Annotated in this window: 19 protein-coding genes; 6 read left to right on the forward strand and 13 right to left on the reverse strand. The window is 46.2% G+C overall.

Annotated features, from left to right (window positions below):
• From mtnK to BP95_RS0121390, 8 genes are all read right to left on the reverse strand, one after another.
• Positions 1–1,224 carry an S-methyl-5-thioribose kinase gene (gene mtnK, locus BP95_RS0121355; RefSeq protein WP_028533186.1) on the reverse strand — a complete coding sequence of 408 codons (1,224 nt, stop codon included), beginning with the start codon at positions 1,222–1,224 and terminating at the stop codon, positions 1–3.
• 21 nt (positions 1,225–1,245) lie between these two features.
• The gene (locus BP95_RS0121360) at positions 1,246–2,247 is read right to left on the reverse strand and encodes an ABC transporter permease (protein ID WP_028533187.1); all 1,002 of its coding nucleotides are present in this window, start codon (positions 2,245–2,247) and stop codon (positions 1,246–1,248) included.
• Positions 2,248–2,249: 2 nt separating this feature from the next.
• Entirely contained in the window at positions 2,250–3,764 is a 1,515-nt protein-coding gene (locus BP95_RS0121365; RefSeq protein WP_028533188.1) for a sugar ABC transporter ATP-binding protein, read from the reverse strand.
• 111 nt (positions 3,765–3,875) lie between these two features.
• Positions 3,876–4,994 carry a sugar ABC transporter substrate-binding protein gene (locus BP95_RS0121370; protein WP_021253132.1) on the reverse strand — a complete coding sequence of 373 codons (1,119 nt, stop codon included), beginning with the start codon at positions 4,992–4,994 and terminating at the stop codon, positions 3,876–3,878.
• A gap of 763 nt (positions 4,995–5,757) precedes the next feature.
• Positions 5,758–6,732 carry an alpha/beta hydrolase gene (locus tag BP95_RS0121375; protein WP_028533189.1) on the reverse strand — a complete coding sequence of 325 codons (975 nt, stop codon included), beginning with the start codon at positions 6,730–6,732 and terminating at the stop codon, positions 5,758–5,760.
• Between the two features lie 120 nt (positions 6,733–6,852).
• Complete coding sequence (locus BP95_RS0121380; protein WP_231515155.1) at positions 6,853–7,332, reverse strand: DUF2500 domain-containing protein; 480 nt, start codon at positions 7,330–7,332, stop codon at positions 6,853–6,855.
• Positions 7,302–7,823: a GNAT family N-acetyltransferase gene (locus tag BP95_RS0121385; RefSeq protein ID WP_028533190.1), complete on the reverse strand. Its 522-nt coding sequence runs from the start codon at positions 7,821–7,823 to the stop codon at positions 7,302–7,304. Before BP95_RS0121385 ends, BP95_RS0121380 begins: the two co-directional genes overlap by 31 nt.
• Before the next feature lie 22 nt (positions 7,824–7,845).
• The gene (locus BP95_RS0121390; RefSeq protein ID WP_028533191.1) at positions 7,846–8,313 is read right to left on the reverse strand and encodes a DinB family protein; all 468 of its coding nucleotides are present in this window, start codon (positions 8,311–8,313) and stop codon (positions 7,846–7,848) included.
• A 151-nt stretch (positions 8,314–8,464) separates the two neighbouring features.
• Here BP95_RS0121390 and BP95_RS0121395 point away from each other — a divergent pair, with 151 nt between their 5' ends.
• On the forward strand, positions 8,465–8,977 hold the full coding sequence (locus BP95_RS0121395; protein ID WP_081819939.1) for a DUF2165 family protein: 513 nt from the start codon (positions 8,465–8,467) through the stop codon (positions 8,975–8,977).
• A gap of 136 nt (positions 8,978–9,113) precedes the next feature.
• On the opposite strand, the gene BP95_RS0121400 is transcribed toward BP95_RS0121395, so the two are convergent.
• Together BP95_RS0121400 and BP95_RS0121405 are read right to left on the reverse strand one after the other, a co-directional pair.
• Positions 9,114–10,424, reverse strand: coding sequence for a purine/pyrimidine permease (locus BP95_RS0121400; protein WP_021253138.1), 1,311 nt, complete (start codon positions 10,422–10,424; stop codon positions 9,114–9,116).
• A 59-nt stretch (positions 10,425–10,483) separates the two neighbouring features.
• Positions 10,484–11,818, reverse strand: a complete 1,335-nt coding sequence (locus BP95_RS0121405) for a sigma-54-dependent Fis family transcriptional regulator (protein ID WP_021253139.1) — start codon at positions 11,816–11,818, stop codon at positions 10,484–10,486.
• 283 nt (positions 11,819–12,101) lie between these two features.
• Between BP95_RS0121405 and BP95_RS0121410 the strand changes: the two genes are divergently transcribed.
• On the forward strand, positions 12,102–13,022 hold the full coding sequence (locus BP95_RS0121410; protein WP_028533193.1) for a proline dehydrogenase family protein: 921 nt from the start codon (positions 12,102–12,104) through the stop codon (positions 13,020–13,022).
• A gap of 92 nt (positions 13,023–13,114) precedes the next feature.
• Positions 13,115–14,662: an L-glutamate gamma-semialdehyde dehydrogenase gene (gene pruA, locus BP95_RS0121415; protein ID WP_028533194.1), complete on the forward strand. Its 1,548-nt coding sequence runs from the start codon at positions 13,115–13,117 to the stop codon at positions 14,660–14,662.
• Between the two features lie 319 nt (positions 14,663–14,981).
• Here the strand turns inward: pruA and BP95_RS0121420 are convergent, their stop codons facing one another.
• From BP95_RS0121420 to BP95_RS0121430, 3 genes are all read right to left on the reverse strand, one after another.
• Positions 14,982–15,674 (reverse strand): hypothetical protein, encoded by a 693-nt coding sequence (locus tag BP95_RS0121420; RefSeq protein ID WP_028533195.1) that lies wholly within the window; start codon positions 15,672–15,674, stop codon positions 14,982–14,984.
• 191 nt (positions 15,675–15,865) lie between these two features.
• Complete coding sequence (locus BP95_RS0121425; protein WP_028533196.1) at positions 15,866–16,147, reverse strand: hypothetical protein; 282 nt, start codon at positions 16,145–16,147, stop codon at positions 15,866–15,868.
• A gap of 68 nt (positions 16,148–16,215) precedes the next feature.
• A complete protein-coding gene (locus tag BP95_RS0121430; RefSeq protein WP_028533197.1) occupies positions 16,216–17,904 on the reverse strand; it encodes a methyl-accepting chemotaxis protein in 1,689 nt (562 codons plus the stop codon).
• A gap of 292 nt (positions 17,905–18,196) precedes the next feature.
• Between BP95_RS0121430 and BP95_RS0121435 the strand changes: the two genes are divergently transcribed.
• The 3 genes from BP95_RS0121435 (at position 18,197) to BP95_RS0121445 (ending at position 22,231) form a co-directional block, all read left to right on the forward strand.
• On the forward strand, positions 18,197–19,246 hold the full coding sequence (locus BP95_RS0121435) for an AI-2E family transporter (protein WP_028533198.1): 1,050 nt from the start codon (positions 18,197–18,199) through the stop codon (positions 19,244–19,246).
• Between the two features lie 483 nt (positions 19,247–19,729).
• Positions 19,730–21,055 (forward strand): glycosyltransferase family 2 protein, encoded by a 1,326-nt coding sequence (locus BP95_RS0121440; protein WP_028533199.1) that lies wholly within the window; start codon positions 19,730–19,732, stop codon positions 21,053–21,055.
• A gap of 75 nt (positions 21,056–21,130) precedes the next feature.
• The gene (locus BP95_RS0121445) at positions 21,131–22,231 is read left to right on the forward strand and encodes an acyltransferase (protein WP_028533200.1); all 1,101 of its coding nucleotides are present in this window, start codon (positions 21,131–21,133) and stop codon (positions 22,229–22,231) included.
• The last annotated feature ends 6 nt before the right edge of the window (positions 22,232–22,237 follow it).

The raw sequence follows: 22,237 nt of genomic DNA on the forward strand, positions 1-22,237 counted from the left end.
CTATCGGCTGTACATCTCGCTGCTTGAACTGATGATACGGAAATAGTCACTGCCTCGCTTCATGTCAGAACGATCCATAATGAGCTGCTTGCCCATGATGAGACACATCCGCTCAGCACGTTCTCTTGCATCAGCATCAGCAATGGATGCAATCTCTCTCACATGCGCGATGCCGAGTGTGCGACGGCACAATTCAAGCCCCGCAACACCCGCTGCATCCTTCATAATCAGATCAAGATAATATCGATCGAATCCGGAATACGAAGCTGACTTATCTAGAACAGATGTTGACCATAAGGATAAGAATTTCGTTTGGAATTGGTCAACAACGTCTTGAATCGTTTCAATGATCCATTCCATATGACGTTCCTTCAAGTCGCCCGCTTCCATTGTACATTCTGCATTCACATAGGCAAAGATTAAGTTTGCAATAATATTGCCCACATCGTATCCTGCTGGCCCGTAGAAAGCGAACTCCGGATCAATCACTTTGGTCGAATCCTGCTTCACGAAGATTGATCCTGTATGTAAATCGCCGTGAATCAGAGATTGAGTATGCGTCATAAATTCAAACTTCATCTTAGCCGTTTCCAGCAGCAACGCTTCATCTTCCCACAAATGCTTAGCTGCGAATTCACGAATCGGCTCGTAGACATCGTTTCTCGCACAATTGTAGAATGGCTCCGTATATACAAGATCTTCGGTAATCTCACACAAATCAGGATTAATAAATGTTTTAACCCGTTCTTTCTTCTCCTTATGATTCATGACAACATCAGATGTCAACAGCAATGTGTTCGCCATAAATGTCGTAATATGCTCCACGAACAGAGGGAACTGCTCCCGGTTCAATAACGCGGTGCGCATAATGACATGATCGGACAAGTCCTCCATCACACAGCAGTTCATGATCGGATCATAGTTGTATACTTCCGGGACAAGTCCAGGTGCAAGCTCATTTTGGATTTTCAGAATCTCGCTTTCGATGCGATTACGGTCAGGAGATACCTTGAATTCATCCGAAATCCGCGCTACAGGGCCTGCTTGCTTAATGATAATAGAACGCTTCGACTGCTCATCGACGAGCCGGAACACGTAATTTAAGTTGCCGTCCCCAATCTCCTTGCAGGTCAAGCTCGCATCCTCGGAGAATACATCCAGCTTCGTTAACGCATAGTCGATTACATCTGCTTCTTGCATTGTAAAGTACGTTGTATATTTCATTCCTTTCCCCTCCCGTAAGCCTTATTTTTTCTTGTAATACGTTAATGCCAGTGCAAATGCGAGCACCGTCCCCTTCACGATGTCCATCGCATAGTATGGAACCGACATCATGACAAGACCATTTTGCAAGATCCCAATCAGGATTGCTCCAATGAATGTACCGAATGCATTCGGTTTCCCAGCACCTGCTACAGAGAAGCCGATGAAGGCTGCCGCTACTGCATCCATCAAATACGGCGCACCAGCATTCACCTCTGCAGTCATAACACGCGAAGCGAGTATAATGCCGCCAATCGCCGCAAACCCTGCTGATAGAATATAAGCAAGCACTCGGTACTTATTGACGGCGATTCCTGACAGCTTCGCCGCCTCGATATTGCCCCCGATTACATACATATATCTGCCATGTTTTGTATAGTTCAAGAATACGTGCACAACAGCGACTACAATGAGCATTATGACAATAATCCAAGGAACTTGCCCGATCTTAGCAAATAAAGCACTTATCTTCCCCGTTGCGAACGAGCCATCCGGCATCACCATATTTTGCGAGACAGTCGCCCCTCTTGTATAGGTAAGCGCCAAGCCTTGTATAATGAACATCGTTGCCAGCGTCATGAGCATGTCCGGTATTTTCACCTTCACGATCATGAACGAGTTCACTACACCTGCAATCAGACATACCAGTACCGCAGCAATGATCGAGATGAATGTATTTTGCGAATGCCATACGAACATAGAAATAACGATCGCATTTGCAAGCGAGGCGACGGAACCAACGGACAGGTCAAAACCGCCTACCGCAAGCGAGATCGTGATCCCAATAGAAATAATGGTTACAATCGAGATCGAACGCAAAATATTAATAATATTGGACGGCAGCAAAAAGCTGCTTGACAGCGTTCCGAACACAGCGATCAATAGCAATATTGTAATGATGGTGCCGTATTTATATAAAAAATCGAAAAAGTCAAACGACTTGGGTGTCTGTCCTTGAGCTTGACTACGCCGAATTATGCTCATACCTATTTACCTCCTGTTGAATAGAACAATAATTCCTCTTCATTCGTATCGTTCGTGTGCAGTTCCTTCACAATCTGTCCGTCGTACAGCACATACACACGATCCGTAATGCCTACGATTTCCGACAATTCACAGGAGGCGTAGATTACACTCTTCCCTTGCTCCGCCAGCCTCGTAATTAGCTCGAAGATGTCCTTCTTCGCCCCGACGTCCACACCCTTGGTTGGCTCGTCAAATATGTATACTTCCGCATCAGCCAGCAGCCACTTTCCAATCGCAACCTTCTGCTGATTGCCGCCCGATAAATTCTGCACTTTCGTATGTTCGCTAGGCGTCTTAATGCCGAGTTCCTCAATAAGCCTTCTTGCCTCTTCTCTTTCTTTGCGAAATTGAAGGAACGGCCCCCACTTGCAATACCTCGATAGATTCGCTGCCGAGATGTTATGCACGACAGATTCAAATATCAATATCCCTTCCTTGCGCCGCTCTTCGGGAACAAGCGCAATTCCTGCCTTTACGGCATCATGTGAATTGCGAATGGTTATCGGTCGATCATCGAGCTTATGCTGTCCCGACTGAATCTCGGAAGCCCCGAACAGCGCTTTGCATAATTCCGTCTTGCCCGCTCCAACCAATCCTGCGACGCCGACAATTTCCCCTTTGCGCACATGCATATGAATATCTGCAATCTTATGAAAGTCAGATAGATTGCTAACTTCAAAATGCAGGCCTCCAATGGAAGATGCACGCCCTGGGAACTGCTCGCCAAGCTTCTTGCCCAACATGTATTCAATCGTCTCAACAGGGGTGGTATCCGCAATCCGCATCTTCGTCACGAGTTCCCCGTCGCGCATGATCGTGATATCATCGCAGATCTCGAACAGTTCCGGCAAGCGGTGAGAAATAAAGATAACCCCTACATTGTTCGCCTTCAGATCGCGTACAATGCGGAACAGTTCAGTCGTCTCTGCATGACTTAGCGGCGCTGTTGGCTCGTCCAAGATAAGAAAGCGGCATTTCGTTGAGATTGCTCTCGCGATTAACACCATCTGCTTCTCCGCCAGTGTTAATTCACTGACGAGTTTCTTGGTTGGTACCTGAACATTCATTCGCTTCAATATGTGCCCAGCGGAATCATGAAGTCTCCTCCATCTGATCCATTGCTTCGGCCCCATATCATGAACCATATCTTCCAACATGATATTCTCGCCTACTGTCAAGTAAGGAATCAGCGCAGTATCAACTTCCTGATAGACAATCTGAATCCCTAGGTTTTTCGCCTGACGCGGCGAACGGATCGTCACCGCTTCACCATTAATCCAGATTTCCCCGGTATAGTGACTATACGCACCGGACAATGCCTTCATTAAAGTAGACTTCCCTGCCCCATTAGCGCCAATCAGCGCATGCACATTCCCCGTCTCTGTTGTAAAATGAACGTTCTTAAGCGCTTGTACACCGGGAAACTCTATCGAGATATCCTTCATTTCCAGGAGTATCTTGCTCGTCTTCCCCATCTCCCTGACCCCCTGTTCACGATGAGCAGGCAAGCGCTTCGCGCGCCTAACCAGTTGTCTGATCCGACGCTTGCCTGTTCGCTGTCACTGTGCGAGACTAGCTTCGACCTGTTATTGCGCCTTGTTAGCCTTCTTAAGCGCCTTCATCCAGTCTTCTTCGAAGTCCGTGCTTACACCCCAGCCCGGAATAATCTTGTTCAGGCTCTCCATGTTGACAGCATCACCTATGGAGTTCAATTGAACTTGAGTAATCAAAGTCGGCTTCAAATCATATTTCGGAGGTGTATCTTCACCAGCAATCTTCTTCGCCAGCAAGCGCAAATTGACTGCCCCAATTACCTTCGGATCTACTGCCGCCGTGGAAGCCCAAGGACTGTTGTTCTCTTGCATGAGCTGCAGATCAGCATTCGATACATCGATACCGTAGATTTTAACCTCTTCACGACCCGCTTCCTTCAACGCCCGTGCTGCTCCAATTGCGAACGCGTCCCATGTTGCGAAGATCGCATCGATTTCCCCTTTGCCGTGCTTCGTCAGCATCGCTGCAACAGCATTCTGTGTCTGAACAGATGTGTCTGTTGCAGCCACACCGAAACGCTCCACTTCCTTAATACCAGGATTGTCTTTCAAAAATTGCTGATAGATTCCGTTACGAGCTACCATTGGCGGAAATCCATCTACCCAGAGGTATACAATATTCCCTTTGCCGTTCAGCTGCTTATTCAAACTGTCTAGCGCTAGACTTGCCAATTGGCCATCATCCTGTGATGTCATGGTTACCCCATTCACCGAAGACACTTCTGGAACAGAGTCAAATGTAACGACCGGGATTCCTTTTTCCGTCAACTTCTTTACATCTTCAACCGTTGCCGCATCATCACCGTGCGAGATGATAACGCCGTCATATTTTTTATCCATCGCTTGAGCGATCGCATCATGAAATTTGGCAGAATCGTTATTCGCGGAGAAGGTATCTACTACGAAGCCCAGCGATTCACCCTCTTGTTTGGCTCCAGCTAGATACTGTGCGGTATGGTCATCACCGCCGATTTTGCGAATAACCATAATTTTTATGTCTTTGTCTTTAATTGATTGTGGAAGGTCAGCAATTGCCCCCTTGTCTACGGCGGCCTTGCCTGAGGATGACTTGCCGCTTGTTGAACAGCCTGTTGCAACAAGAACTACAGCCATTAATGATAGGATCAGTACTTTGAACATGTTTCTTTTCATAGAACACACTCCTCGATATCATATGAAAATGATGAATGCCCTGCACTAAAATTGGTTTGATTTTCCTGTAATTGACTTCATACTAACACCTACATTGTGGAATCGCAACGAATAATATTGTTTATTATTGATTCTTGTTGTTTTTTGTCTGTTTCGCTGCGGTGATATCCCCCCTCTTGCCTAATTACTCATCTTACCTGTGTTCATCGCTAGCAGGCATCCCTCCTTGGCAAAATATAAGCCAATTCCAATATGCGAATGGCAAGTGATAAGAATAGGAAGAGATGAAGAGATAACCCTCCTACCTAATTAGAAGAAAGCTCCTAACTGATGGGTCATCATTCTCGATCAAAAACGTGAAATTCAAGGATTGCATGGAATAATGTCAGGAATGCAGCAGGATGAAATATAGTCAGGATACCGTTCGGGGGTTCGTTTCTATGGTGAGTTTCCTTAAGGAGTCCCGATTGCGGAGATCGAAATCTGCTATTTTTTGTCATGTGGTAGCCTATATTATACTATAATTATATGCTTACTAGTGTTATTTTTTTCAAAGATTCGACATCGGTTTTCACTTCAACCGCTGTCACATAGATATTGGTTTTTATTGCCGATATCCTCCATTCTATGAACATGTTTACCATCGTTTTTTGTCAATTGAAGACAAAAAAAAGGATGACTGCATCATACAGTCATCCTTCATCCATTTCATCGATATGAATTGGAGCTATTTATAAATTCACATGGCGTAAATCCCAGCACCTCATGCTCCATTCGCATTGCTTCCTGTCCACACATTGACTCCCGCCTCGTCATATTGATCCTGAACTTCCTTCAAGAAATCATGCACAGCAGACTCGTACATCTGACGATCGGTTGGGTATGCATTCGCATGCACAGCATCGTCGATAATTACCAGCTTCGTTAATCCCTCTGTCTTCTCTTGATAGATCTGTTCGCTCATCTGTGTTGGCACGAATGTGTCTGCCTTGCCGTGTATCAGCAGTAGAGGGATGTCCTTGTTCGCAACCTCTCGAATCGGCTTCACCTGCTTCATCGAGAACTGTGCTATCCGATTCAAGCTCCGTTCCAACAGCGCAATAAATGGAAAATGCGGAACATGGTTCAGTTCCTTCATTTGATATTTCATTAAGTCTTCCATGTCCGAATAGGGGCAATCCGCAATGATGAATTTGGCATGCTTATTAATGCCTGCATACATCAGTACTGTGCCTCCACCCATCGATTGCCCATGAAGACCGATGAAGGCATCATGACCAACTCGTTCACGTACCCATGCAACCCAGCGATCGAGGTCTTGACGCTCATAGTAGCCATACGTTGCATACGTCCCTTCGCTTCGCCCATGGCTCCGCTGATCCACAAGGAGCACATTATAGCCTTCCTCGGTAAATAGATTGATAAACTGCGAGCCAATAATATGATTTGCCGTATAGCCGTGGACGATAATCATGACTTTCTTGCGCTCTGGATAGGGCTCGATATAGTACCCGCGCAGCGTCAGACCGTCCTCCGAAGTGATGAAAACATCTTCCTTGGCCATTTCAGCGAATTCCTGCCTGCTCATCAAGCCGAACCCTTCAACCGCGTCAAACGCTTTGTCCAGCGTGCTTCTCTCCCACATCGTTACCTGACGGAAAGCATACCGGCTCACTGCAATCGTTGAAATCACAATGATCAGGATAAGAATGAACGCAGCCGCTCCAATCCACCACATGTACAATCATCCTTTGCAAAGTTCCTATTCTGTCTTCTCTATATGATAGCTGCTTCAACATCATTTCGCCAGTTCCATGCCCAACTATCGGCTAGCTGCGCGTATGATACCATCCTTCTTTCAACGAACGTGATACCGCTCGAACTCATAAAACCTCGTCCCTTGAAATGTCAACTTCCCGCGATCTCCTGCGGCCAGCAATCCGTAGTCCGATTTCTTCACATGGAACTCCATCCGATCCCCGCTCTCCACTTCGAACGTCGCGTAATAATGGGTTGAATAATGGCTGTGATGATCCGCGTGATGACTATTGGACACCTCTGTTCGCTTATCCGTCACTTTCGCTTCCACAGTTAGAACAGGCTGTTGATTGTTGTAGTTCCATTGCATAATACCCTTAATAATCACAAAGATGAAGACAGCTATAAACAGAACAATGAAAATTGGGAAGATCGTAGACATCAGATTAAACATTGATGCTGGCTCATTGAATCCTCCTACGCCCATGCAGTCCCCTGCTCCTTTATCTGTTGACTCTGAGTATAACCCCGGCTGATAAGGCTGATAACTTACGTCTTGATCGTAATCCAATACTTGCATATTCCATCCTTGGTGTCGCTTAAAACGCCCTCGTTGCCTTCAATCACTCTTCGTGAGCGAAGATTATCTTCATCGACTGTCAGCAGCACTTCTGTCAACCCAAGTCCCGCTGCTTCACGAACAAGTTCACGGAGTAAGAGCGTTCCATATCCTTTGCCTCGCTCATCTAGCCGGATGACGTAGCCAATATGACCGCCTCGTTCAAGCAGCGCTTCATTCAATCTGTGCCGAAGCTTCCCATATCCAACCGGTCGACCGTCCACATACAGCCAATATATCGTCTGCTGCACATATTGCGGCATTAGATTTATCCCTTGCGATATATTCCAGTGCTGTCTCAGGTAGCTTCGGAATTGGCCTCTTCTTATGCCGTACGCACTATTGACGAAGCCATTCTCACCTGGGCCGATCCCCTGCAGCATCTCATAAACATCATAACCATCTGTAAGCTTGAGCGATCTCAGCTCTATCATCTTCTCAGTTCCATCCATGGTGTAATGCCTCCAATCCCGTCTATTCAAACATTACTATCTTAGGCTCCGCCGCATGCTCACACAGCAAGGTGAACAACTGACCCCGGTGATGCGCCAAATGAAGGATGATTTCCAGCATCCACTCAAAGCGCGAATATGCAACTCCCCAATACGCGGTTTTGATTTCAAGCCACTGCTCTTCCGACCACGAACGCATCGCTTCAACTAATGATTCGTGAGCATCTGCCAACGTTTCCTTCATTTCATCGATTGTATATGGCGTATGTTCTTCATAGAAACGATCCATATCGGTCTGTGTTGCTTCGTTCATAATATGCAGATCGGCCGCACAAATGAGAGTCAAATGAGCGAGCATGTCTCGTAAACAACGTTTATGAGACATGGGCTGCAAATCCAACTGCTGCTCTGTTACCTGTTCCAAGATGCCGCGAATTGATTGAACAGCTAGATTCAATTGATGAATAATTGATAGTTTATGAGCTTCCATGTCGATTGAAATCTCTCCCTGTGTCAATGATGTATGTCTTGCAATTTGATATTTTCGCACGCCAATATGAACGTTTGACAACATATTCATGGGTGCTATAGTAGTATTGTTAAATCATTACATAGAAAAACATAGAAAAGGGGTAACAGCTATGAATCTCTCAACAGGTGTGTTAATCCGCTTTACCAAAGCATTAGCCGTGATGTTCTTCGGGCTGTATGTGTTCCTCGTCGCCTTCGGCAATATTACAGATTACAATACGAACTTCCAATTCGTGAAGCATGTGCTTAGTATGGACACCACATTTCCCGATAACAACATTATGTACCGCGCTATAACAGGAACGACGATTCATCATATTGGTTATATTGCGATTATCATCACAGAGGCAGCTGTCGCATTCATTTGCATCTGGGGATCACTTCGCCTGTTCTCCCACTTGCATGCAGAAGCAGAATCCTTCCACAAGGCGAAGAACGTGTCGATCGCGGGTCTTATTCTTGGCTTGTGCGTGTGGTTCCTAGGCTTTCAGGTAATCGGTGGCGAATGGTTCGGCATGTGGATGTCCTCAGAGTGGAATGGCTTGTTCCCTGCGGATCGACTGACTACATTCATGATGGTTGTTCTCATTTTTCTAACCATGAAAAACGATGAAGTGAACTAATATACTATTTTCCCTATTTTGCCAATCTATTATAATACGAAAAAGGCGACAAATCCAATTTGACGCCTTTCTTTTCGATATATTTAGTTGTTCTTCTCTTCGTTCCATTGCAAGATTATATACAACATTCAGCTTCCTACGATTCTTCCTTCTGTGTTCTGCCCGCTCCACGATCCAGCAAGCGGCTTCCCTGCTCCATCGCCATACACAGGATCATGCCTACGATCAATCCGTTGTTCGCCATAGTCTTCAGCAGTCCTGGCAATTGCCCAACTGCTTCAGCCGGGATGAACATACAGCCAATCCCCATCATAATAGATACGCCGAGGATGAAGCGATTGCGCTCATTCATAGGAATCGATTGGAACTCCTTCAATCCCAATCCGACCATCGAAGCGAATGGGATGAATATCGTTGCATACCCTACCGGCATGGGAATCGATGCAAAAAAGGCCGTCGCTGGCGGAAAGAAGCTAATCCCTGCAATGAGCAAACAGGCAATAACGAACGGCAGACGCTCATAAATTCGAGTCGTCATGATGAAGCCCGCTGTCCCTGAAATCGGAACACATCCCATTGCGGAGAAAATGCCTCCTAAGCCTGTATTCGCACCCATCATCAGCATTGTACGATCATAATTGACAGGTTCGGATGGCTTTCCTGAATTATCCATAACGCCCTCCATGACGCGAATGCTCGTCATCATATTCGCAATGAGAAGAAGACTGACGAACAAGGACGTCATCAAGATGCCGGAATCCAGTTCAGGCAGGCCCCAAGCGAATGGCATGGGCGCTGATACCCATGAAGCAGAAGGCTGTATAGGCTCTGTGATGCCGAGCAAATAGAACAGCAGCCAACCAATGCACAAGCTAATGAGCACAGAATAATTGCGCAAAAAGGCCTTCGAACTCCGTGGCAGCAGCATAGCACACAATAATGTAATAATTGCGGGAATCGCAACCTGAAGCTCTACATGTGTAGAGGCACGATAGCCAACTCCGAGCATTCCCTTCATGAAGGAGCCGCTAAGCTGTGCAACAAGCAGAAGCAGATACGTCCCTACGACAAGCGGTGTGAACAGCTTGCCAATTGCCGACGTTAAGCGCAGCACAGCAATGATAATGAAGAGCGCGCCTGCAATCAGCATCCCCATCTCCAGCTGCCGCAGTCCGCCTTCGAGCGATATTGTTCCTGCCGCGATGAGGCCGCCGTAGACTGCGAAGACGCCCCACCATAAACCAGCCGGATTCTCCATAATCGGCAGCCGATGACCGAACATCGTCTGCAATATACCCGATATCCCGATAATCAAAAACGTGCGCTGCATAAATTCCGCAATATCCTGCGGTGAAAATCCAAACGCATGTCCAACAGCCAGCGGAGCAACGAGGCTTCCCGCCAAAATAAATACGAGCCATTGGAATGAGGCCAATCCTAATTTCATGATGTCTCACCTGTTCCTATCTCTATCTAAGTTGTCTATTCTATGATGCAGTTGTAATACTATGAACCTTCCAGTCCATACTGCCTAATCTTATAATACAACGCTCCGCGCGATATGCCGAGCTGTCTAGCTGCCTTGGCCTTGTTGCCCTTCGTTCGCTGCAGCGTCTCCGAGATAAGCGCTCGTTCCATCTCTTCCGAATGAACGCTCAGCGGGAGTTCGGGCTGCGTCAACTCATTCAGTGTCGTAAGCCGGGCATAGTCGGGCAGATCCTGAGCGGCAATGACCCCGTCTCCGCCGCGCCCTAGATGAGACGCTAGCGCATATTGCATCGCATTGGCCAATTGCGCCATGTTGCCGGGCCAACGATAAGACGTTATCGCCGCCATTGCATCCGCGCCTAGACTCGGTATAGCCGCGCCAACCTTCTCCGCAGCTTCGCTTAAGTAGAAGCGTGACAATTCCGGAAGCTCCTGCTGGCGCTCCATGAGAGAAGGAATATGCTCGATCTGAAACACATAGTACATCTCCTTCAACAATTGAGCAGATTGTTCCCGCTCAAATCCAGCCCACTCACCGTTCTCTTCTGGAATCGAGGCTATCACATGCGCATCGAGCGTGACGGCTTCCTTCAATTCCATCTCTCCCGACCGAACATATTGACCTTCTTGCAGTGCTTCTATTAACCTCTCCTGCACCGAAGCCGGAAGCATATGCACATCCTTCAAATACAAGGTTCCATTCTGCGCCAGCTCAAGCTTGCCTATTCGTGGGTGCTCTCCTTCATAGCCGAACAATTCAGCCTCCAGCAGGCCTGCTGGAATCCCACTACAGCTTACATAGACGAACTGTCCTTCACGACCACAGTGAGCGTGCATCCACTTCGCAACCGACTTCTTCCCTGCTCCTGCAGATCCGGTTAGCAGCATCGGACACTTCATCCGAGCCAAGGCCCCTAGACTGCTCTGCTTCTCCGCGGTCAGCGGCAGTAAGGATGTCGTCACTCCCTCTTCACTTGGACGGCTGACCATCTCTGCGCTCAATTTCACATATTGTGTTACATTCCGTTCAATCGAAATGGCGCCCATAAGCTCCTGATTCTGATCGAATACAGGAATGGCATTGATCATCACATGCATCCCCGGGCGCGGTTCATGATAGACCTCGCGCACTTCCTGTCCGCTCTCCATCACTTGCAGCAGCATAATCGATTCCCGTTGGAAGTAGTCTCCGATCTTCCGCCCTACGATGACAGTCCGCTCAATGCCATACGTACGCTCAGCGGCACCATTCCAATAGATAACCGTACCCTCAGGATCAACAATCGTCACTGCATCATTCGTCGCTTTCAACACGCCTTCGAGCCATGATTGTATTTGTTGCGACTCTAGCATTCTATCACCGATTCTTCTCTATTTTTTCTTAAATTATGGCAAAAAGAGTGGGAAAAAGCAACGAAAACACAAATAGACACCTGTTCCGTGCACATGTAGAGCCCAACCCATTTTCCATATGATGCTAAAATAATGATTTACTTTATGCGCTTGATGTGATTATAATTAATCATAAATTGTATTTGTGTATAATTTTTGAACACTTATTCCAGTGCTAATGAACGTATTGCGAATGAGAAGAATGTAAAAATACCATTACAGTAAAGAGAGGAAGCTGCACGCCATGGAGGCAATCATGCGCAATGCATTTCTCTTTCTCTCGAAGAATCGGCTGGCCAATCGCACAGCGAAGAAATACGGACTGCGATTTGGCGCTAAACGATTCGTCGCGGGAGAGCAAATTTCGGAAGCGATTACAACGGTTAAGCAATTAAATGATCGTGGAATCGTAGCCACGCTCGACCATCTTGGCGAGTTTATTTCCACCAAAGAGGAAGCAGCAGAATCAGCACAGTATTGTATCCGCACCTTAAATGAAATAGCCGCGCATCAAGTTACGTCCAATCTCTCAGTCAAGCTAACTCAGCTCGGCTTGGACATCTCGCCACAGCTCTGCATGGATCATATGCGCGCCATCCTAGATACTGCTCGCCGTCATAATAACTTCGTGCGCATCGACATGGAAGACTACGCTCGCAACGAAGCTTCCATCAACATCTTCAATCAGCTTCGCGAAGAGTTCGGCAGCACGGTTGGCCTTGTCATTCAGGCTTATCTGTACAAGAGCAGCGAGGATATCGAACATCTTAACCGCTACAAACCCAATCTGCGGCTGGTTAAGGGAGCATACAAAGAATCACCACAGGTTGCATACCCGAACAAGGTTGATGTCGACCGCAATTTCATCCACATCATTGAACAGCATCTAGCCAACGGCAATTATGCCGCGATCGCCACACACGACGACCACATCATCGATCACGTCAAACAAATCGCACAAACTCACAATATTCCACGCACACAATTCGAATTTCAAATGTTATACGGCATTCGGACTCAAGCACAGCAGCAGCTTGCTGACGAAGGTTACACCATGCGCGTATATGTCCCATACGGAAATGACTGGTATGGATATTTCATGCGCCGACTTGCAGAACGTCCTGCGAACGTCGGGTTCGTTCTCAAATCGATGTTTAAGGCATAGCATCCTGCATGCTATAGCAGATCCATCTCATACAAATTGACAGCACTCAACTCCATATTACTAAGTATCCATTCGTTAAGGAGGTCATCTAGATGACAGTAATCGATTATCGGAATGAGCCATTTACGGATTTCACAGCAGAGGGCAATCGCACGGCAATGCAAGGAGCATTGCTTAGAGTGCGTGAGCAGCTGGGTAATACCTACCCATTGGTCATCGGCGGCGAGCGAATCTTGACAGAGAAGCGAAGCACCTCTTCGAACCCAGGCGACCTTGATCAGATTGTGGGCCAGGTTGCTCAAGCTGGCGTCGACCTCGCAGAATCAGCAATTGCAGCTGCGGATGCAGCATTCTCCAAGTGGCAGCACGTTACCCCAGATGTGCGTGCAGGGTATTTGTTCAAGGCAGCTGCCATCATGCGCCGCCGCAAGTTCGACTATGCTGCTTGGCTTGTATACGAGGTCGGCAAGAACTGGGCAGAAGCAGATGCGGACGTGGCGGAAGCAATTGATTTCTTAGAATTCTATGCGCGGGAAATGATTCGTCTCAGTGGTCCACAGCCGATTACAACAATTGCTGGTGAAGACAATCGTCTCACTTACATTCCACTAGGCATCGGAATCGTCATTCCACCGTGGAACTTCCCGCTAGCCATTATGGCTGGCATGACCTGTGCAGCTATCGTATCAGGGAATACCGTCGTGTTGAAGCCTTCTTCCGCCTCTCCTGTCATTGCAGCGAAGTTCGTTGAGTTATTGGAGGAGGTTGGCCTTCCAGCAGGTGTAGTGAACTACGTTCCTGGTTCTGGCTCAGAAATTGGCGACTTCTTAGTTGATCATCCGCGTACTCGCTTCGTATCCTTTACGGGATCACGCGACGTTGGACTTCGCATCAATGAGCGTGTTGCTAAGACACAGCCAGGCCAGCTGTGGATCAAGCGCTTCATCGCAGAAATGGGCGGTAAGGATGGCATCGTCGTGGATCAAACCGGAGATGTGGAAGAAGCAGCAACTGCGATCGTACAATCTGCCTTCGGCTTCCAAGGACAGAAGTGTTCCGCCGGTTCGCGCGCCATTGTCCATGAGGCGGTATACGACGAAGTTGTTCGACTCGTCACCGAGAAAACGCAAGCTTTGCGTGTAGGTCTTGCTGAGGAGAACGCCCCAATTGGTCCAGTCATCGATAAGCATGCGTACGACAGCATTATGAAATATATTGAGGTTGGCAAAGGCGAAGGCAGACTCGTAGCCGGAGGCAGTATTGCCGATGGCAACGGATACTATATCCAACCGACAGTGTACGTAGATGTTGATGCAGAAGCAACCATCATGAAGGAAGAAATATTTGGTCCCGTACTGGCGATCAGCAAGGCTTCGAACTTCGAGCAAGCGATCGATATTTTCAACAATACCGATTATGGCTTGACCGGTGCAGTGTACAGCATGAACCGCGAGCATCTGGAATATGCGCGCCATCATATGCATTGCGGCAACCTGTATTTCAACCGTAAATGTACAGGCGCACTAGTAGGCGTACATCCATTTGGCGGATTCAATATGTCAGGAACCGACTCGAAGGCAGGAGGAAGAGACTACCTGCTCCTCTTCACACAAGCGAAGCTTGTATCAGAGAAGTGGTAATCTCTAATTTCAATTCAATGATATGATTTACTAAGATTTGCTGCACTTATCCTACGATCAAGATAAGCCGGCAGGCCTCCTCTGTTACAGAGACAGCTTGCTGGCTTTTTTATGATCAAGAACCATCTGGATGCACTCATTCTCATCTGTTGTGCAGAAATCCATGAGCCCTCAGCCTAATACCACGATGGCTAGAGGATCAATGCCCTGCTAGAACAATTCAACTTGGTATCTATTACGAATCATGTAATATCCGGTTGTTTTGAGTCGAGACATGCCGAGTATTTGAGTTATCGGTAACATTATTGATGGCTTTTCGTTATCTCTTCCCAAGTAATAGGGCACCCGCAATCAAAAAACCGAGAATTTCTGCAACAATCCAAATAACGCGAGTATACCGATTTTCCACATGATCCATGTCTTTCAGCTGTGTAACTTGATGATTATATTCATGAGGGCGTATCAGCTGCCCAATCCCATCCTCCGTATGCTTCTGCGCCGCATGATCCAGCTTAGGCGCAATTCGAACAATCTCACCATTGTCATACCTGCCTAGAACCCGCTCTCCATCAATTACAAACGATAATGACTTTCCGCCGCTATTCACATAGTATTGCAAGGCTGCAATGTCCGGCTCTTCCTGTGCATTCTTCAAAAGCGCCTTACCTTCTGCAATCTTAAGCGGATAACTTCCCCACTTCATCTTATAGTTCCTATCTGTTGTATCCGTCCTATCGAGTGAGAATAACGCCATATCTCCAACATTCCATGCATCGCACACATTCGCTTGCTGAGCATAGGTAACTGTAATGTCTTGCTTCGTCTGCTCACCTGACACGATATAGATGACTTGAATCGCCACCCCTGCCTTCTCATTTCGTATCACTTGCCCAATAAGCAGCGTATCTTGGTCGTTGTGAGTCAATCGGTGTAGTACATCTGCGGCTTGAACAGGGATTACGAAGGATATAGTCAGCCATAGAAATAAGCCAAGGCAACAAATCCTTCTCAAGGCTACACCTCCACACAATGATTACCTTCCTGCCTGCTTCTGTGATGTCTTGGAATCCATTTACGTTTCCGTATTATACCATTCCATCTCATAAAATGTCTTCCTTCCATTCAAAAAAATAAAAGGATATGAAGCTGCTGCATCATATCCTTTACCCTCTTCAACTTATTTCCTGCCTTCATCCAAATATGCTATACGTCGGTTGCAGGTGCTTCAAGCGTATCCCATGCTGCAGACAACAATTCATCGAACAAATCGTCGTCTCCTTCGAGCTTCGTATCCAACTCGTAGAATTCTTCTTCGTCACCAGACTGGGCAGTGAAGTGCAGGTTGTAATCCCAATCCTTCCCGTTCTTGCTGAAGAAGCTAACTTCATACGGTGATTTCAATTGCTCTAACTGGAAGACTACTTGTCCGATATAAGTCTTGTCTTCATTCTGACGCATCGATGCTTTCGTTATCGTTACACTCATATATTATCCCTCACTTCATCCTTCAATCTCTATCATTATAGGTAAAAATCCGATTCGATGCCAGTCACTTAGCTTAGCTTGAAATGACGTACAGAAGCTTGCAGCTCACCAGCAAGACCGTTTAATCGCGTAACCGATCGATTCATATCTTCCATGGCCGTCGATGTAACCTGTGATGCGGAAGATAACAGCTCACTTTCATGAAATGCATGCTGTGCAAGATCGCTCAACTGCGACAACGCAGCTGCTACCTCCTCTGATCCTGCCGACAACTCTTCCGTAGATGCGGACACGTCTTGAATTTGCGACGCAACCTGCTCCGTCGATTGAGTGATACTATGGAAGGATTGCCTAGTGTGCAGCACTGCCTCTTGCCCGAGGAGAACTTCTCGTGTGCTCTCTTCCATCGCTTCAACCGCTGCATCCATCTTCTCATTCACTTGACCTACAAGGCTTGCAATTTGCCCTGCCGCATGCTTAGACTGATCTGCCAGTTTCCTTACTTCTGATGCCACAACAGCAAATCCCTTGCCATGCTCCCCAGCTTGTGCCGCTTCAATAGAGGCATTTAGAGCAAGCAATTGAATATGCGCAGCAATAGTCGTCATCACGTTTACCATCTGTTGAATTTCAGCAGATTGCTTGCTTAATTGCTCGACCGTGTATGAGGCATTGCGGTTCGCCTCATGAACTGCCACGATTTGCTGTTCCGCTTGACGAATGAGCTCATCCCCACCTGAGGCCGATTTTTCTGTATGGAGGGCGGAATCAGCAACCTCAGCCGATGTTGCAGCGATTCTTGCAATTCCTTGTGCCATTTCTTCTACTGCTCTTGCACTCTCGGCAGATGCACGCATTTGTATTTCGGCGCCTTCAGCAATTCGATGCATCGACTCCGAATATTGATTGGTCGCGTCCGTGGTCTGCAATACCGACTGCTGAAGCTGCTCTGACGAATCCGCCACCATATCAGTTGCGGATTGAACATGACTAATCAATTGGGATAAATCAACACGCATCTTCTCAAATGATTTCGCCAATTGCCCCATCTCATCGTTTGTAGTCCGAATAATAGGGTGACGCAAATCACCGTCTGCGATTACACGGGCAGATTCATTCAACTGCTTCATAGATCGAGCGATGGATCTGGTCAACACCACCGCTGTCGTAATCGCAATGAGAACGGTTGCAAGCAGCAAAATGAATAAGACCGACTGATGAGAACGATTCGCCTGCTCCACGGCATTCATCTCCTGCTGAATACGGTCCAATTGCTGCGACCGTATGTCGTCCATCTGCTTGTTAATTTGTTCAGAAGCTTGGTCGAAGGAGCCCATCGTCTGGTTCCCCGCTTCCGTTCCTTTATCAATATAATCATGCGCCATCAGTTGGCCCATCTCATAGAATTTCTTAAACGATCCCTCAATCTCATCTAATTTGCTGGACAGCTCTGGATGAAGCTGCTTGAAGTGCTGAACATCCGCTTGGAACTGTGAGACATACTTAGCGGCTTGGTTGAATCCATCGTCCATACCATCCTGCGCTCTCGTAACCCCAATATCGGTAAGCCACTGCTGAACTTGAACGACCGACAGTTTCATATTATCTGCGAGCAATGTTGATTGAAGTGTTCGTTCCTTTATCTCTTTCATTGTGCTCAGTTGATTGCTCGACGCATTATATTGATACGTAAAAATTGCAAACATGCAGATGACAATAATCGAAAACCCTATTCTGTTTTTCCACCGGATGCTCATTTATGCCTCTCCTTCTTATGTCAATCGCCTCGTCTCTTTCACATCTTAGCGCAATATATTCCATTTGTCAGTTTACAATTTCACCATATTTCCGAGTGATGTCACCTACTTAAGAAAAAAGTAAGAAAGTTATTTACTTTTTTCAGTAAAAGATTGAATCCTTACATTTGCTATCGCGTATGGAATGTCATATGCTTGAATACAGTGAAAGGAAGAGCGTTCTCTTCTAACAGATATGGCAAGGGACCGAACTGCTCTCACAAGTGACAATCAAAGGAGCCCCAGATTTACGATGGAAACAGTGAAAGAATTTTTCAAAGGTCCTGGTGTCAAACGCATCTTTATTCTTCTTGTACTTATCGCCTTGCTCTTTGCAATGCGAAGCATGATCCACCTCATCCTTATAACGTTCATCTTAACGTACTTAGTGGACAGGCTGCACACATTCCTCCATCGGAGGATCAACAAGATCATAAAGGTAAATTACAAAGTAACCGTACTGCTTCTCTATGCAGTACTGCTGCTCGCCATCATTGGTGGAGCATACAGTGTCTTCCCGAAAGTGATTACACAGATTGAGCAGCTCGTGAACAATATTATTCAGTTCTATAATTCGAAGGCTTTCATGAATTACGATTTTGATTTCGAGTTCATGCAATACATTACAGACTCGCTGCAGAAGATCGACCTAGCGAGCTATGTGAGTAAGGGCTTCGACTTTATCGTGAAATCAGTCTCTGATATTGGACAATGGGGTACGAGAGCTATCATTTCCTTCGTCCTCAGCTTATTCTTCGTACTGGAGAAGAAGCGTGTCATGGAATTTACGGAGAAGTTCAGAACGAGCAAGATTGGATTCATCTATTCGGAATTGGAGTATTTCGGAAATAAGTTCTTGTATTCATTTGGCAAGGTCATTGAAGCACAGTTCCTCATCGCCATCGTGAATACCGTCTTGTCCACTATCTGCTTGTGGTTGCTCGGCTTCCCGCAGTTGTTCGGCTTAGCTATCATGATCTTCCTGCTCGGGCTGATCCCGGTAATGGGCGTTGTGATTTCACTCATTCCGTTATGTGCGATTGCTTTCACCATCGGCGGCTTGATTAAGGTCTTGTACGTCGTCATTATGGTCATCGTCATCCATGCGATCGAGGCGTATATCTTAAATCCGAAACTGATGTCAGCGAAGGTTCACTTGCCAATTTTCTATACGTTTGCCGTTCTTATTATTGCAGAGCATTTCCTCGGCGTATGGGGATTGATTCTCGGAGTACCGATATTCATGTTCTTCTTAGATCTGCTTGAGGTTAGCGTGAGGCAAGAACCTGTGAAGACAGAATAACAGCTGTTCCATATCTACTATCATCTCATGACGAAGGGCCGGTGCATTAAGCACTCGGCTCTTTTTGATATGTCATTTATGTTTCACAATGTTAAAGACTTCCTAAATTTCACTGTTCCACGAAAAATGACAAAAATGCTCGTCTGCTCACGATAGAAAGTGATGTATTCGTTTTCTTGAAAGTTAAAGCGGTTTTACATATGGTAATCATTAGGATAGTTTGTGATTAGGTAGAATATGGCCTAATTAACAGATTGGAGGATAATGGAAACACGAATAAACGCTTGGTCAATATTTCCCACACCGCAATGCTTTTCCACCTAGACCACATCATCACGGCACGATACCCTACTTTGTTGAAGCAGCATCAAATTTATTCATCTCGCGCATACATACACCTACACACTTTTTCGCTTTATCACCACAAAGCAAGGAAGATTTTTCATGTTTCGTTCGAATTAGAGAGAGAAGGAGTGAAACTACATGCAGTATTTTTTCTATGTGACAACGTTCATCTTTTTAGGATTTCAGCTCTTGTATACGATCGTTCCCTTATTGTTCAGCAAGGTGAAGCAATTGAATAATGACCTGAGCGAAAAGTCAATCAGCGTACTCGTCCCTGCCTACAACGAAGAGCTCACGATCAAAAATTGCATCGAGGCAATGAACAGTGTCAATTACCACAACTTCGAGGTCATTATTATTAATGATGGCTCGAAGGATAATACCATGCAGCGTTTAGATGAGCTCCTTGATTTGAAGCCAGTTCAGCGTACGGGCGACGGCAAGCTAACGTATCAAGCGATCAAGGGCATCTATGGCTCTACTACATATAAGCATATTTTCGTGATCGACAAGCTTAATGGCGGCAAGGCTGATTCGCTCAATGCCGGCATTGACTGCGCACAATCGGATATCGTCATTACACTTGACGCAGACAGTATGCTGGAATTCAATTCATTGAAGTATGTCAATCAATATTTCCACAATGAGGATATTATCGCACTTGGCGGTACGGTCAAGATTGTGCAGGGCGCTGAGAAGAAAAATGGCGTCATCGTAGAGAAATTCATGGGGAAAGGCCTAATCAAGAGCCAAATTCTGAATTACATTCACGGATTCTATGTCCGGAAGCTAACCCAATCCGTATTCAATTCGATCGTCGTCATTTCTGGAGCGTTTGGCGCCTTTTACAAAGATGTGCTGGTTCAAGTGAATGGCTTCCGCAGCACCGTTGGCGAGGACATCGACATTACTTTGAAGATTCATGAATACATGAAGGCCAATCAACTGAAGAAGAAGCTGGTCTATGCACCTGAAGCCGTATGCTATACGGAATGCCCTGAGAATCTGAAGAACTTCAATAAACAGCGGATACGCTGGCAGAAGGCTTTCGTAGACTGCATCTTGATCTATTGGTCCCAGCTATCGCAGAAATTCAGCCTAGGCGTCAGCCTATTTTTTGCTATCGATGGCTTTGTGCTGGGAACCCTTACGGCGTTCACGACGATTATCTATCTTATTAACATGCTTCTATTCGGCGGCAGTATCACACAAATGCTCATCCTGTTCTCTATCATTGTTCTCGTAAATGCCGCTCAAATCATCACCTCATTGTATTTATGCAAGAAGTACGACAGCAGCTACTCGCTCCGAGATTATATCTATATGTTCTTGTTCAGTCAGTACGAGCTGCTCACATACCGTAATCTACTGCTGTACTTGAATATTGTCGGCACCATTAAGTACTTTGATAATGATGAGGGCTGGGGCTTCGTAGAACGCAAAGGCGTAGCCACCATTAGTTAATACCTGTATCTGCGCAACCAGCATTGCGGCCATATAACAAATAGAATGCCGCATGTTCATTTTGGGAGGGAGAATATGGAGAGTATTTGGAAGAGCAATCGGATCATTTATGTAGATATACTACGCATTCTGTCCATTCTTGCCGTCATCGTGCTGCATATTACTGCAGATTTGCTGACGAGAACGAATGATTTCGACACATCGTCTTGGTGGGTCAGCAATATTTTCAACTCCGTATCGAGATTTGCAGTTCCTGTGTTTTTCATGATAAGCGGCGCCATGATGCTGCGGGTGAACATTACCACATACAGGGATTTTTATATAAAACGAGTACTTCCACTCGTCATCGCACTAATCAGCTGGTCACTGATTTATGCGCTTTACAATCAATACGTTATCGTTAACAGCAAGATGAATGCACTTGCGTTTCTGCAGGATTTCGGCTATAAGCTGTTGACGGACGGCAACTACGTCCATCTCTGGTTCCTGTATGCGATCATCGCCATTTATATGACGATTCCCTTAATTAGCAAGCTTGTTAAGACATGCAGTGAGAAGGATTTGCGCTATTACTTATCCTGGTGGGCTGCCATTAGCATCGGTTACCGATTTATTTCAGACATTATCGTCAAGCTGACGGGACAGTATATCAATATCCCGCTATTGAACATTCCGCTGTTCACAGGGTTTCTCGGCTACTTCATCTTGGGACATTATTTATTTACATATGGCTTGCCGGACAAATGGAAGCAGGTATTGTTCAATTTAGGCATCGTCTCCTTCTTCCTAACACCAGTGGCCACCTACTTCGCTTCTAGACATCTAGGGATATTGGATGAGACCTTCTACGGGAACTATTCCATTACGACCTTTTTCATGGCTGTGGCCATGTTTATTTGGTTTAAGGAGAAGGAACCAACCCTGCATGAGCGAGTCAATTACAAGCTACAAAAAATGATTGGCTCGATTTCGAAAGCAAGCTTCAGTATTTATCTCATTCATTTATTGATTGAGCTGCTTGTATCGAGAAGGGCCGAAACAGAAGCGTCCCTACTCCAGACATCATCCAATCTCGTGTTCAATGTTATCGCCGTATTCACTGTCAGCTATCTGCTTGTGAAAATGTTGAATCTCAGCAAGGTCATGACTACCGTTCTGTTCGGTGGAAAGGGGTAAGCGCGA

The sequence above is a fragment of the Paenibacillus sp. UNC217MF genome (genome assembly GCF_000686865.1).
In the GTDB taxonomy this organism is placed as follows: Bacteria; Bacillota; Bacilli; order Paenibacillales; family Paenibacillaceae; genus Paenibacillus_B; species Paenibacillus_B suaedae.